10 protein-coding genes are annotated in these 13,160 nt (G+C 72.6%); 5 read left to right on the forward strand and 5 right to left on the reverse strand.

Translation table 11 applies throughout. From position 1 onward, the window contains the following. The first annotated feature begins 878 nt into the window (after window positions 1-878). The 3 genes from Q8791_RS27295 (at window position 879) to mobF (ending at window position 5,124) form a co-directional block, all read left to right on the forward strand. A complete protein-coding gene (locus tag Q8791_RS27295) occupies window positions 879-1,031 on the forward strand; it encodes a hypothetical protein (RefSeq protein WP_330094694.1) in 153 nt (50 codons plus the stop codon). Window positions 1,032-1,174: 143 nt separating this feature from the next. Next, window positions 1,175-1,672 (forward strand): hypothetical protein, encoded by a 498-nt coding sequence (locus tag Q8791_RS27300; RefSeq protein WP_330094695.1) that lies wholly within the window; start codon window positions 1,175-1,177, stop codon window positions 1,670-1,672. A gap of 296 nt (window positions 1,673-1,968) precedes the next feature. After that, entirely contained in the window at window positions 1,969-5,124 is a 3,156-nt protein-coding gene (gene mobF / locus Q8791_RS27305; RefSeq protein ID WP_330094696.1) for a MobF family relaxase, read from the forward strand. Between the two features lie 149 nt (window positions 5,125-5,273). On the opposite strand, the gene Q8791_RS27310 is transcribed toward mobF, so the two are convergent. Together Q8791_RS27310 and Q8791_RS27315 are read right to left on the reverse strand one after the other, a co-directional pair. Continuing rightward, window positions 5,274-6,596 carry a relaxase/mobilization nuclease domain-containing protein gene (locus Q8791_RS27310; RefSeq protein ID WP_330094697.1) on the reverse strand — a complete coding sequence of 441 codons (1,323 nt, stop codon included), beginning with the start codon at window positions 6,594-6,596 and terminating at the stop codon, window positions 5,274-5,276. Further along, a complete protein-coding gene (locus Q8791_RS27315; protein ID WP_330094698.1) occupies window positions 6,593-6,973 on the reverse strand; it encodes a hypothetical protein in 381 nt (126 codons plus the stop codon). Before Q8791_RS27315 ends, Q8791_RS27310 begins: the two co-directional genes overlap by 4 nt. Before the next feature lie 154 nt (window positions 6,974-7,127). On the opposite strand from Q8791_RS27315, the gene Q8791_RS27320 reads away from it, so the two are divergent. Together Q8791_RS27320 and Q8791_RS27325 are read left to right on the forward strand one after the other, a co-directional pair. After that, entirely contained in the window at window positions 7,128-8,552 is a 1,425-nt protein-coding gene (locus tag Q8791_RS27320) for a DUF2637 domain-containing protein (RefSeq protein ID WP_330094699.1), read from the forward strand. Between the two features lie 926 nt (window positions 8,553-9,478). Continuing rightward, a complete protein-coding gene (locus Q8791_RS27325) occupies window positions 9,479-9,673 on the forward strand; it encodes a hypothetical protein (RefSeq protein WP_330094700.1) in 195 nt (64 codons plus the stop codon). Window positions 9,674-10,318: 645 nt separating this feature from the next. Here the strand turns inward: Q8791_RS27325 and Q8791_RS27330 are convergent. The 3 genes from Q8791_RS27330 to Q8791_RS27340 form a co-directional block, all read right to left on the reverse strand. Beyond that, complete coding sequence (locus tag Q8791_RS27330; protein WP_330094701.1) at window positions 10,319-10,591, reverse strand: hypothetical protein; 273 nt, start codon at window positions 10,589-10,591, stop codon at window positions 10,319-10,321. A gap of 68 nt (window positions 10,592-10,659) precedes the next feature. Continuing rightward, the gene (locus tag Q8791_RS27335) at window positions 10,660-11,607 is read right to left on the reverse strand and encodes a ParB/RepB/Spo0J family partition protein (protein ID WP_330094702.1); all 948 of its coding nucleotides are present in this window, start codon (window positions 11,605-11,607) and stop codon (window positions 10,660-10,662) included. Next, the gene (locus tag Q8791_RS27340) at window positions 11,604-12,761 is read right to left on the reverse strand and encodes a ParA family protein (protein ID WP_330094703.1); all 1,158 of its coding nucleotides are present in this window, start codon (window positions 12,759-12,761) and stop codon (window positions 11,604-11,606) included. The genes Q8791_RS27335 and Q8791_RS27340 overlap by 4 nt, the downstream gene beginning before the upstream one ends. Window positions 12,762-13,160 lie beyond the last annotated feature (399 nt).

Genomic DNA, 13,160 nt, shown 5'->3' on the forward strand with positions numbered 1-13,160 from the left:
CGCCCACCGAGGCGAAGAAGTTCACGCCGGGGCGGACCATCCCGCTCAAGAGGCCGACGCACTGAGGCCCGGAGTCCACAGGAGCCGCCCGGAGGGTGGCCCCCACCGGGCCCGCGCCCCGCCCCCCAAGAGGGTGAGAGCGCAGGTATCACACAGATCTGATGTGGGCGTGGCGTCCTGGAGGCCGGCGAGAGCGCCCAGTCGGTGGGGGCTGGGGATGTTGTGGGTGGGCTGCGCGGCCAGGGCGTGGGTGGTGTGGTGGTGGGCGGTTGCGCGTTCCCCCGCCTGGGGGCAGGCCTGGACGAGGAGGCCTCAATAGCTCCGCGGGGCGGGAGTGGGGATTCCTTGGGGCGGCAGGGAGCAGGGAGCAGGGAGCAAGGAGCAAGGAGCAAGGAGCAAGGAGCAAGGAGCAAGGAGCAAGGAGCAAGGAGCAAGTTATAGCTGAGGGTGACCTTTTTGGGTCGTTCTCAGTTTTTTGTGTTGTGTTGCGGTGTTTGTGCTGGTGGCGGTGGTGGGGTGGTGCGGTTCAGGGCTTCTTGGGGGGCGGGGCGCGGGCCCGGTGGGGGCTGGTGTGCGCGCAGGGATCTTCGATCCGCAACACCGAACCCCGAGAGAGGGAAATCATGCAGAAGTTCAGGGACGCCGTTCGCAAGCTGGGCACCGTGATGAAGGGGTGGTCCTGCCCCCGCTGCTCCACCTGGATCGCCGATGGCGGTTCGTGCCCGAACCCCCAGTGCAAGTGAGGATCTGAGGGTTTAGCTACCCGGCAATAGGGTAGAACATACAGTGAGGGGCCGGGGTGTTCGAAGCACCGGAGGCCACGGCCCCTCACCCCGCAGCTTGAGAACTCCACAGAGAGCCGAAGGGAGGTGAGCCACATGGCGAAGAAGTCGAAGGAGACCAAGGCCCCGAAGAAGGGCAAGACGTCGACGGAGAGCACCCCGCAGGGGTACACGGAGCCGACCCCCAGTAGCGTCCGCGCTGACATGGCGGAGGACAGCCGGAAGTTCCGGGCTTGGGCCCGCAGCTGAGCCCGGAGGGTGGCCCCCACCGGGCCCGCGCCCCGCCCCCCAAGAGGGTGAGAGCGCAGGTATCACACAGATTCGGTGTGGATGTGTCGTGGTTGGATGTGCGGTCTGTGCGAGTCGAGCCAGGTGATGAGGAGGCGGTGTCGGTGGCCGAGCAGGAGAGTCCCGCGGAGGAGTGGGTGACGTTGAAGGAGTGGGCGGCGCTGGTGGGGTACAGCCACGGCTACGCGGTGCATGTGATGCCGCGGGTCTATGCGGACTTCCCGGCGCCGGAGCAGCCCCGGCGGGGGGTGAGCGCCAAGGGCGGGGGCGGGGGCAGCGCCCTGTACGACCCGGTCAAGTTGGAGCCGTTCCGGCCGCGCCGGCCCGAGCCGTTGGAGCTGGATGCGGAGGACTTGGACCGCGAGGTGACGCTGGGCGGGTTCGCGAAGCTGATCGGGGTGGACGGGCGCAGCGTGTCGCAGATCAAGGACGACCGGCCGGACACGTTGCCGGACACGGTGGACGGTCAGCGTTGGTATCCGCGGGCGCGGTTTTTCGCGCGGGATCTGCTGTTGATGTGGAACAGCCGGCCCGGTCAGGGGGCGGGGTCGGACAAGCGTCGTCCGCCGCTGCCGTGGAAGGAGGAAGGGCCGGGCTCCTAAGCGCCCACGCACCCCCGCTCGTTCCCCATCCCCCTCCCCTTCCGCTCCCGCCCCCCTGGCCTTGGGCCCTGCTGTGTCCCTGGTCGGGGTCTTTGTCCAGGCGGGGGCGGCCCCGCCCCACGGGCCGCGCCCGCCTGGCCCCGAAAAAGCGGGTGTGCGGGCTGTTTTGTGGGTGATTGGTGCGAACTAAGGGGCTTTCGTGGGCGTCCTAGTCGCCGTAGGCGCGTTCCCAGCCCCTTGCTGTACCGGGTGGGTTGAGCGCGCGGGGATCTTGCTGGACCACCAGGGGGTTGCGCGTGGCGTGGGTGACGACGCTGGGCCCGGACGCTTCCCAGGTCGACTACCGGCTGCAGAGCCAGTGCGGTTGCGACCAGGCCTCCCACACCCACGGCGAGAACGAATCGCACTCCCCTGGTGATGAGGACGCCCAGGCGGCCGAGGACTACCGGCTGTACGGGGCCGCGCGTGCGGTGGAGCGGGTCGGGTCGGGATGGGCGGCGTTCGGCGAGCGGGCCGGCACCCCGCTGGGCGATGAGGCCGCGCTGGAGTCGATGCGCCAGGTGATGGCCGGGCGCGATCCGCGCACCGGTCAGCAGCTGGTGGCCCCGAAGATGGCCGTGGACCCACGGGCCAAGCTCGAGGCCGCCCCGTTGGTGGAGGCGGTGCGTGCGGTGGCCGAGGCCGCGCACATGGAGCCGGCCGCGTTGTTGGAGTCGCCGCGTCTGGCCGCCCGGTTCGCCCGCCTGGAGAAGGGGCTGGTGCGTGACGGGCAGGGGCACCGGGCGCCGGTGGCGGAGCTGGAGGCGATCGCCGAGGCCGCGGGTGTGGACCCGGGCCGGGTGTGGGATGCGGCGGACCTGGAGCGGGCGCGCGCCCATGGCGATGATCGTGTGCGGGTGGGCAACCGGGGCTATGACCTGGTGCTGAACATGCCCAAGAGCGTGTCCTTGGCCTTCGCACTGTCGGATGAGAAGACGGCTGCGGAGATCGAGGAGATCTACCTGGAGTCGGTGCGCGAGACCGTGGCCGACGTCGAGGGGTGGGTCGCCTACGGGATGAGCGGCCACCACGGTGACGGTGAGCGGGCCCAGCGGGTGGAGGCGAGCGGGTTCGCGGCCTCGATCACGCTGCACCGCTCGGCCCGGCCGGTGGAGGGGCAGATCGGTGATCCGCACATCCACGCGCACGTGATGATCCCGAACATGGTCCAGTGCGCCGATGGCAAGTGGCGGACCTTGGCGGCGGGTGGGCGTGATCTGCACCGGCATGTGGCGTTGGCGGGTGAGCTGGCCAAGGCGCGGATGCGGGAGAAGCTGACGCGCCGCTACGGGGCGGTGTGGAAGCAGGACGAGCGCACGGGTGAGTGGGAGATCGCCGGGTTCGACCCGGCGCTGCGCGGGGTGTTCAGTTCGCGGGCCCGCCAGATCAACGCCCTGGTGGGGGAGGACGCTTCCCGGGAGCACAAGCAGGCCGCGGGGCGGGTGCTGGCCGAGGCCAAGAACCCGTTGAGCGAGACCGGGTCGGCGCGTCAGGCGTGGCGGGCCCGGGCTCAGGCGTCGGGTTTTGACGTGGACGCGGTGGTCGCCGGCGCACTCCCCGGGGCAGGCGCCCCGGGGCCTGAGGTTTCCCGGCCGTCGCTGGAGGAGCTGGTCGCGAAGGTCTGGGATCCGCGGACGGGGGTGACCTCCCAGCGCAAGGTCGTCAACCGGGCGCAGGTGATGGCCGCGGTGGCGGCCGCGCTGCCGGGCGGGGTGGGCCGGCTCTCGGAGCTGGAGGTGCTCACCGACGCGGTGCTGGGATCCGGTGAGGCGGTGGCGCTGCCCACCAGCGAGGGCGCACACCTGTCGAACGCCGCCCGGGTGACCTCGAAGCGGATCGTGGATGCTGAGCGCACGATCACCGGTTCGGCGGAGCGGCGCCTGGGCCAGGGCGCGGCGGTGGTCGAGCGCACCCAGGCGGTGGCGGTGCTGCGCGCGTTCGAGGCCGAGCGCGGGTTCGCGTTGTCGGCGGAGCAGCGGCGGGTGGCCGCGCGGCTGATGGGTGCGGGCCACGGGCTGGACATGGTGCGGGGTGTGGCCGGGGCCGGTAAGACGACGCTGATGAGCGCGGTCAACACCGGGTGGGAGGCGGCCGGGTACAAGGTTGAGGGCGCCGCAGTCGCCGCGGTGGCCGCCTCCAACTTGCAGGCGGAGTCGGGGATCTCCTCGAGCACCGTGGCGACCTGGTTGCAGCGCATCGAGTCCGGGCCCGGTCTTGAGGGTGTGGACGTGCTGGTGGTGGACGAGGCCGCGATGGTCGATGACCTGTCCATGGCGGTGCTGGTGGCCGAGGCCGAGCGCACCGGCACCAAGGTCGTGGGCATCGGCGATCCCAAGCAGCTCAAGGCGATCGGGGTCGGGGGGACGTTCGCGGCGGTACACACCATCGTCAAGGGCGACACCTTGACGCAGAACCGCCGGCAGAGCGAGGCGGTGGACCAGCAGGCGCTGGCGGCGTGGCTGGAGGAGGGGCGCGAGGTCGCGCTGTCGGTGTGGGGCAGCGCGGGCCGGGTGCACGCCGCCGAGCGCGCCCACGAGGCGCACGAGGCCATCGCCCAGGCCTGGTGGGGGGATCGCCAGGGGATCGAGGACCGGTTCCAGGGCGTGGAGGACGTGCTGGTGCTCGCGGCCCGCAACGGGGACGTGGACGAGCTCAACCACCGCATCCGCTCCCTGGCCCGGGCGGGCGGCCACCTGGAGGGCGAGGAGGTCGGTTTCGTGCTGCGGGGCGGGGACCGGCTGGCGTTGGCCTCGGGGGATGTGGTGCGGGTGCGCCGCAACGACTACCGGTCCCGGCGCGGTGAGGGCGAGGACGTCCTCAACGGGTTCCGCGGGGTGGTGGCCGAGGTGGACACCCGGCGCGGGGCGCGGGTGGAGTGGCGCCGCCGTGGTCGTGTGCACAGTGCCTGGATCAGCCCTGAGGCGATCGGGCGGGGCGATCTGAGTCATGGGTATGCGATGACGATCGCGGCCGCTCAGGGGCTGACGTGTGCGCGTGTGCACGTGTACGGGATCGGGGCGGACGCGCATTCGCTGTATCCGGCGATGACGCGCTCGCGCAAGCGCGCGGATCTGTACCTGGCCTCGGAGGCGTTGGAGGATCCGAAGCTGCGGGAGCGCCTGGCGGGTGCGCGCAGCGACAAGGACGTGGTGGGTGCGTGCATCAGCGCCTACGCGCGCACGCTGGAGGTGCGCCGGGAGGGGTTGGTCATCGAGGAGTTGGACGGTGCCCAGCCCGAGCGGGCGCAGGGTGCGCCGCGTCAGCGTCCGAATGTGGGTCCCGGGCGCGGGGGTATCGATGCGCCGGTGGGTGTGGACAAGGCGCTGGGCAAGCTCGCGGCCCGCAAGGGCGCTCCTGGGCCGGTCAACCGGCGCGGGAGTGGTCCGGGGCGCAAGGGCGGGCGGGCCAAGTAGGGTCCGCCCGCCTCGGCGGGGCCGGTCAGCTCGCGGCCCGCCGCCGGGGTTTGGTGCTTGGTGGGGCGGAGCCCTAGGCCTGGGGTAGGAACTTGTCGCAGGCCAGAGGGCTAGACCCGTTTTGGGGCTGCCTTTCTCCCGTTTGAGCTTTACATCGTCAAGGTGAGGGTGTTGTCTTCGCCCGCCCCGGCTCCCGCTACCTGTACCAGGTGTTCCCGTGCCAGTTCAGCGGCCCTTTCCTGAGGGGCCCACCCCCGGTCCCGGTACCAGTGGGCGACCTGGCCAACCATCGACGTGATCTCTCGGACCGCCTCCCGGCAGGCGTCCTCGTCCCCCAGGGCCTGCGGATCAGCCGCGGCCAGGGCGCGGGCCGCTTCGCGCAGCCGGGCGGCCGCCACCGTGGCCGAGGCACGCACCGGAGGGCGCCCCGCGTGGCTCCAGTCCCGCTCGGCCGCCCCCACAGCCCCCGCCACCGAGGGCGGCGCGGTGGCCGCGGCCAGGGTGAGCGCATCGGACAGCGCCGCCACCCCCGACGCACGCGCCCCCGCACCCCAGGGCCCCCACAGCTCCCCCTGGGCGCGCACCGCCCGGGTCAGACCCGCCCAGGGCCCGCCCTCGTGGACCGGAGCCGGAACAGGGGGCGCGTCAGCGAAGCGCGAGCGCACCCGGGGCAGGGACAGGTCCGGGGCCAGGGACCCGCCGGAGAACCACACCGGCTGACCATCAGGGGCCACATCCCCGGGCAGAGCCAACGCGTACCCGGTCACGGCCCCGGCGGCGCTCTCGCGCAGGCGCAACAGCGCCCCACCCTCCCCCAGGGCGGCGAAGAACCCCTCCTCGGCGCGTGCTGTGGCCGCCGCACGGCGGGCCAGACGCTCCAGAACAGCGCGCGAGGGCCGCTCCCGGCCCTCGCGCAGGGCCTTCTCGGTCTCGCCGCGGGTGGGCGAGGGGGCGGAGGTGTTGTCGGAGGCGCTGGTGGGGCGCAACCCCAGTTCGTCCTCCAGGCGCCGGCACTCCTGGCGCAGGCGCAGGGCGTCGTTGTGGATGTCGGGGTTGGTGTCGTCCTGGCGGGCCAGGGTGGCGAGCAGGTGGATGTGGTGGCTCTGGGGGCCGTCGTGGCGTACGGCCACCCACCGGCAGGCCCGTTCATCGCCCAGGGGGGCCACCCCGCCGGCCGAGGCGAGGCGGCGCGCCACCTGCTCCCACTCGGGGTCGGTGAGGGGGCGGTCGGTGGGGGCGACGCGGATCGCGCAGTGCCACACGTGGCGGCGCACCTGGGGGCGCACGAACCGGTCCAGGCGCCGGGCCAGCACGCCCAGGTCGGCCTCGGGGGTGCGGCCGGGGTCGGGGACGCCCAGGGTGCGCCAGGCGGCGACCTGGTGGGGGTCGGTGTGCTCGTTGGCGCTTCCGGGCCCGTACAGGTACTTGAGCAGTCCGAGGGTGTCCTGGCCGCGCATCACCTTGGCGATCATGGTCGGGAGTGTTCCACAACCGCCTCGCCCGCGTCCTCGAGGATCTCCACCGCGGCCGCGGCGCGCTCGAGCAGGGCCCGGACCTGGTCGGGTGCGGGGTCGGTGAGGGTGCGCAGGTCGGCGCCCAGGTGTTCCAGGGCGATGACGGCGTCGTTGAGGGCCACCAGGATCTGGCGGGCGTCGGGTGAGGTGGCCAGGGTCTCGCGGGCCACGCCCAGGGCGGCGTGGGCGGCGAACCCGCTCAGGGTCATGGCCTGGTCCTTGGCGGCCTGGAGCAGCAGGGCGTGCTCGTCGTCGCTGAGGCTGAGCTTGACGTAGTTGTCGCGGCGGATGCCGATCCTGCGGTTGCCGCGCCGGTGCTGGGCCGTGTCCTCCACTGCCGGGCTCCTCCTCGTGGTGGGGGGGGTGTTCTCGCGTTGCCTGGTGATGATGGCCGATGCGCGGGGCGGGGGCGAACGCGGGTCGAGAACCAGGAGCCGGTCCGCAGCTTCTGACAGACTCGTCCGGTTACTGGCGATTTGGGAGAAACCGATGTCCGATGTGCTGTCCTCCTCGACCTGGTGGCTGGTGTGTGCCGCGGCGCTGGTCGTGACCGGTGTGGCGGTGTGGGGGATGCGCCGCGCGGCCTCGCGCAGACCGAGGCCGGCCCCGGGGCCGGGGCGTGCGGGGGCGGTGTCCCTGCACGGCGGCTACCTGGTGGCGACCGTGGTCATCGCGGTGGTGGCGCTGGCGCTGATCCTGGTCGCGTTCACCATGAGCTACGCGGCCCTGTACGAGGCGGCCACGTGGCTTGAGGACACTCAGCTGCACGCGCTCAACGGTGGTGACCTGCGGTTCCTGTTCCCGGTGGGTATCGACGCGGTCATCGTCTACTTCCTGGCCATGGACCTGCTCATGGAGTGGCAGGGGCGCCGGCACGCGTTGAACCGGTGGGCGGCCTACGCACTGTCGGCCATCACGATCATCCTCAACGTCTCCCAGGGGGACGGGTCCACCGCTTCCTACCTGGGGCACGCGGGCCCGCCGATCGTGATCATCCTGATCGCGGAGGGGGTGGCGGCGTGGATCCGGCACCTGGCGGGGCTCGCGCACGGCCAGGCCGCCGACCGCATCCCGGTGGGGCGCTGGGTGGCGCACCCGGTCTCGACGCTGAAGGTGGCCCGTCTGATGCTGGGGTGGGGCATCACCTCCTACCCGCGGGCGTTGGAGCACGAGCAGCGCCGGCAGCTGGCCTACGCGATGCTGCGCGAGCAGCACGGGCTCACCTGGCGCCGGCACACCCCGCGGCATCTGCGGTGGATGCTCGACAACGGGTACGAGCTCGACACCGCCTTCGCTCTGACCCGGGCGATGACCGCGTCCTCGGTGGCCATGACCGCCGAGGAGGTCACGGCCCTGGCCAACCCGGGCGGCCAGGGTGGCCACGAGGTTGGCCATGGGGTTGGCCACGCTGTCCAGGGTGGCCACGAAGGTGGCCAGCAGGAGCCGGCGCCCGCCCCCGTTCCTGGCGATGGCCAGGAGGAGGCGGACACGGTGGACACCACCGTGGCCACGCCCTCCCCCGCCCCGGACACGGCCGTGGTCGAGGTGGCCACCGGCTCCGAGGCGCACCCCCCGCAGGAGGCGCCCGCACCGGTCCCTGAGACCGTGCCCGCCCCCTACTGGACGCGGGAAGGGCCGGTGTTCCAGAGCGCCCCGCCCCAGGAACAGACCGCGGCCGAGGCGCCCCGCGAGCCGGCGGCGGCCGCCGAACCCGCGCCCGCGGTGGAGCAGGAGAGCGTGCCGGAACTGCTCTCACCTGAGCAAAAGCGCGAACGCGTGCGGGAGTTGCTGCAGACCCGCCCCGAGATCACCGACGCCGAGATCGCCGAGCGCATCCACGCCTCCCCGCGCACCGCGCGCCGCTACCGCAGCGAGCTGGCCCCGCAGCGCCCGCTGGTGGACACCCCGCACTGACCGCCCCGGACACACCCCGGCGCCGGTGCCTGAGACGGGCTCCGTGCCGGGGCCGGCGCCCGCCCGGGCGCGGTGGTGCGGAGGGTGGCCAACCCCGGCCGCACCACCCCGTGGCCACGGTGGCCAGGGCTGTGGCCACGGTGGCCACGACCATCCGGAGCGCGCCGGTTTTACCGCGTAAAACCCTCCGGCGCCGGCCGACGCACCGCTACCTGACGCGGCCGGTGCCGGAGGCGGTGTCCACGACATGTCCATGCGTGGCCAAGGCGTTGGCCACGCATGGACACGCCCCTGCAGCGCACCGTGTGCCCGGTTCAGGGCACCTCTCCCACTCGCTGGCGGACGCGGATTTTTACGCGGTAAAACCCGCCGAGCCTCCCGAACCCCGGCCGCTGGCCAGGAAAACCGCAGGTGGGTGCGCACCGTGACGCCCCCGCAGGGACGATGGACACGGCACCTGGGAAACCCCGAGTTCAACTCCGGTGGCGAGGCGCCACCGCCCTGTCTCCTCGTCTTGGACGAGCCGCCCTCGCCCGAGGGCGCCCTCGACCCACCGGCGCATCCAACGTGTCCAACGCCCCCGTGCCCCTCCTTGGCCACCGCCGGCCCCGGTGGCCAAGGCCCTGGCCACGCCTGGCCACCGTTGTCCACGCGTGGCCACCAGCCCCGGGCACGGCGCAGGGCGCAGGGCGGATCGTGGCCACCCCTTGGCCACGGTGGCCAGAGCCCGACGGTGGCGCCGGCCATGCGTGGCCAAGGACGGTGGCCACCCATGGTCGGGGTGCGCCAGGGTCCACACGGCGGGTCCTGGAGCTCTAGGCTCGGGCCGTGATCCATCTTCAGATCCGTGGCGAGGACGGCACCATCCAGACTCGCGCTGAGCACGGTCTGGTCTGGGGGCGGAGCTGGCCGGCCTGGACCAGTCGGTGTTCGCGATGCTGGGGCACCTGCTGCCGTACGCGGACACCGTGTTCCACAGCCGCCAGGTGTCCACCCTGCTGGGAGAGGTACCGCGCCTGCCGCCGGGCGTGCTCACCGACGAGTTCGCGCGCGAGTTGCTGGACCTGGGGCAGCGAGTCCTGGACGGAGAACACCTGTACCTGTGGTTCCTCGGAGACTGAACCGGCAGGCCCTCCCGCTCCCGGGACGGCGGCCTGAGGGCGGGGAGGATCACGACCCAGGGCACAACTGGGGTCCGCCTGTCGTGACGGGCGGCCCCACCTCCTGGGTGGAGGAGCTCGTGGGTTTTACCGCGTAAAACCCTCCGCTTCACCCCGTCCCCCGCACCCCCCGGGGCGTGGTGCCGGCCATGGCCGGACACCGTGGCCACGCCCGTCCTCGAGGTCGGGACATGGTGGCCACCAGAACGTGTGGCGGAGGGCGGAGCCCGTCTCGTGGCCACCCCTTGGCCACGATGGCCAGAGCCCGCCGGTGGCGCCGGGCGCGGTGGCCACGAGGCGTGGCCACCGTGGCCGGGGTGCGACTCGGCCATGACCGGGGGCGGCCACCCGAGGGCGGGCGCGGTGACCGCCAGGCGGCGTCCGCGGGTTTTACGCGGTAAAACCCCGGCCCCTCACCGAGGGCCCGGGAAGGTCCACGAGAGGGGCTGTACAGCTCGACGGGTTTTACCGCGTAAAACGCAGGGCGGTGCGCCCGCCAGACGCCCCCGAACCCCTCCCCGGAGCGGTGCACCGCAAGGGGCGTGGACGGCCCCCTGGACACGAGGTCCTGTGTCAACCCCACCCCGCACCAACACCCGCCGGACGCTAGGCCTGGCGTGCCGCCTCGTGCAGGCGCACCCGCAGCCGGTCCGCCAGGGTCGAGACCCGCTCTGCCGTCGGCGTGTTGGGAGCGGCGGCCGCCGCGGCTTCCAGGACCATCAGTACGTCGTGGGCCTCCTCCAGTGTCAGCAGCGGCGGCACCGACCCCGGCGCGAGCAGATCGTCGACCAGGTCCACCTTGGTGGGCAGGCTCTGCCGGATCCGCGTGCGTGCCGACCCCAGCCCGCTCTGCCCCATGCCTGCGCGCCGCTGCCCCATCGTGCCGCCCCTCGTGCTCGCTGCTCCTCGGCCGACCGTAGCGCCACCCGCACCCCAGAGGGGCCGAACTACAGGCGGTCCAGGAACGCTTGGGCGAACCGCTGGAGTTCGTCGGGTCCCAGCCCTGAGGCCAGTTCCTTGTAGACCTGCTCGGCCAGGACTTCGGGCTCGTCCCAGGACAGGTCCAGCGTCAGCTGCTCGCCCGGTTGCGGGGCGCCCTTGGGCTGGGCGGCACCCGGCGGTGGGTTCTTCGCCGCCGGGGTTCTGGGCTGCGCCGGGGCCGCCGGGGAGGGGTCGGCGGGTTTTACCGCGTAAAACTCCTCCTGCTGGTCCCGGCGGGCGGCCAGTTGCTCCTGGGGTGGGAGTTTGCCCAGTTCCCGGGCCTGGGCCAGCTTCAGCTCCCCGTCCTTGAGCGCCTGCTGCAGATCCGGGTGCAGGTCGAGCAGGATGAGGCGCTGGGTGATCCACCCGTTGGACTTGCCCAGCAGGGCGGCTGCCTGCGAGCGGTTCAACCCCTGGCCCAGGAGCTTGCCGATCTCGCGGGCCTCCTCCAGGGGGTGCAGGTCCTGGCGGTGGATGTTCTCGGCCAGCACCGCCGCCCGCAGGGTGACCTCGCTGTCGTCCTGTTCGCCGCGGGGGGTGCGCACGTGCACCGCCACGGTCTCCAGGCCGGCCTGCCGTGCGGCGGCCAGGCGGCGGTTGCCGTTGATGACGACGAAGACCGCCTCGGCCACCGCCTCCTCGTGCTCGGGGTGGGCGTGGACGTAGGCGCGGCGGGGGATGACGTGCAGCGGTTGCAGCAGCCCGTGCTCGGTCAGGCTGTTGGCGAGCTCCGAGAGGTCGCCCAGGCTCTCGCGCGGGTTCTCGGGGTTGCCCGCCAGATGGGCCAGGGGCACCCGGGAGGGGTCCGCGGGTGCCTCCCCCGCGGCCTGGGAGATGAGTTGGCGGCGGGCGCTGGTGGCCCGCCCCGCGGCGCCGAAGGAGGCCGAGCGGCCCAGCTTGTCGGCCTTGCTCATGAGAGGATCCCCGCGATCTTGCGCATGGCGGCGGCCTGGTCGGACTTGGGGTCGTAGACGAGCAGGCCCTGCTTGCTGCGCACCGCCTCGCGCTGCTCCTTGCGGTCGGGCACCACCGCGATCACCGCCGGGTCGCCGATCTCCTGCCAGGCCTGCAGCGAGGAGGTGGCGATGTACCCGCGGCGGCTGTCGTACATGTTGACCACCAGCCCCAGGTAGTCGACCTCCAGGCGCATGTCCTGGCGCAGGTCCTCGATCTGCCCGGTCAGCAGGGTGTAGGCGTCGGCGCTGGAGTCCTCGGCCTGCACCGGGATCACCACCCCGGAGGCGGCGGGCTTCTCCTCGGGGCGGCGGCGCCCGTAGTAGATGGCGCTGTCCATGGCCAGGCCGAGGCTGGGCGGGCAGTCGACCACGATGACGTCGAAGCCGGACTCCAGCGGTTCCAGGGCCCGCTCCAGGGCGGCCTCGCGGGCGCGGATCGTGGAGAGCTTCACGTCCAGGACGAAGCCGTCGGCGCACGCCGGCAGCAGGTGCAGCCGGTCGCCGAAGCGCTCGTCGGCGATGGGCACGATGAGGTCGGCCAGGTTCCCCTGGGCCTCGCCGGTCATGTGCTTGACCAGGCTGTCGCTGCCCAGGGCCAGGTTGTCCACCCCGAACTGGGTGCTCAGGTGCCCCTGGGGGTCGAAGTCCACCAGCAGCACCCGCTGAGCGGGGCCGCCGTACTCGGTGCCTTCGGCGTAGGCTTGCCCGATCCCGGCGGTCAGGGCGGTCTTGCCCACGCCGCCCTTCTGGTTGGCCAGGATCCTGCGTCGGGGATGCGGTGTTGCCACGTGCTCCTCCTGTGGGGAAGGGTGGTCGGCGAGCCAGAGCTCCAAGGCCTGCGCCAAGCCCTGGATGTAGGAGACCTTGCGGTCGGCGCAGTGCGCTTTGAAGGTGTCGTAGACGCCCGGTGCCAGCCAGGTGCTGAACGGCGGGGCCCCGGAGGTGTTGGCGGCGGGGCGCGGGCCGGCCTGCTGCCAGGCCTGGAGCGCTTGGGCCACCACGTCCTGCATGTCGAGCCGGTGCTCGGCGGCGCGGACCTTCACGCGGGATCGGAGCTGTCCGGGCAGCTTGGAGGTGACCTTCTCCCTCTCGCCGGAGGTTGATGATGCCATGGGCGTTACCTTACTAACGCCGCCTGAGCTGGGCGAAGCTCTTCCCCGCGCGCGCCGCGATCTTTTACCCCGTAAAACTCTGCGCCGCGGTGCCCGCTCGGTTTTACCGCGTAAAACCCAAACCCCCTGGCCCCCGCCCTGCACGGCCCAACGCGAGGGCGAGCGCCCCGCACACGAGCGATCCCCACCGTGCGTGCCGAGGGGGGTCGGCATGCGCGGCGGGGATCGGCGGTGCGGTGACCCCTGTGGGCTTCAGCCCTGGGCGGGGGCGGTGATGAGGCGCTTGGTGGAGCGGCGGAAGGCCCAGATGACGACGACGGCGGCCAGGGCGGTCAGGGGGATGCCGGTGACGGTGTCGGCGATGGCCAGGCCGGTGGTGGAGTCGGCGAGGTAGAGCCA

Source organism: Nocardiopsis codii, assembly GCF_036327455.1.
Lineage (GTDB): Bacteria > Actinomycetota > Actinomycetes > Streptosporangiales > Streptosporangiaceae > Nocardiopsis > Nocardiopsis codii.

Coding starts and splice junctions, on each gene's coding strand:
- Q8791_RS27295 (WP_330094694.1), top strand. CDS start 879: ATGGCGAAGAAGTCGAAGGAGACCAAGGCCCCGAAGAAGGGCAAGACG.
- Q8791_RS27310 (WP_330094697.1), bottom strand. CDS start 6,596: ATGATCGCCAAGGTGATGCGCGGCCAGGACACCCTCGGACTGCTCAAG.
- Q8791_RS27320 (WP_330094699.1), top strand. CDS start 7,128: ATGTCCGATGTGCTGTCCTCCTCGACCTGGTGGCTGGTGTGTGCCGCG.
- Q8791_RS27330 (WP_330094701.1), bottom strand. CDS start 10,591: ATGGGGCAGCGGCGCGCAGGCATGGGGCAGAGCGGGCTGGGGTCGGCA.
- Q8791_RS27335 (WP_330094702.1), bottom strand. CDS start 11,607: ATGAGCAAGGCCGACAAGCTGGGCCGCTCGGCCTCCTTCGGCGCCGCG.
- Q8791_RS27340 (WP_330094703.1), bottom strand. CDS start 12,761: ATGGCATCATCAACCTCCGGCGAGAGGGAGAAGGTCACCTCCAAGCTG.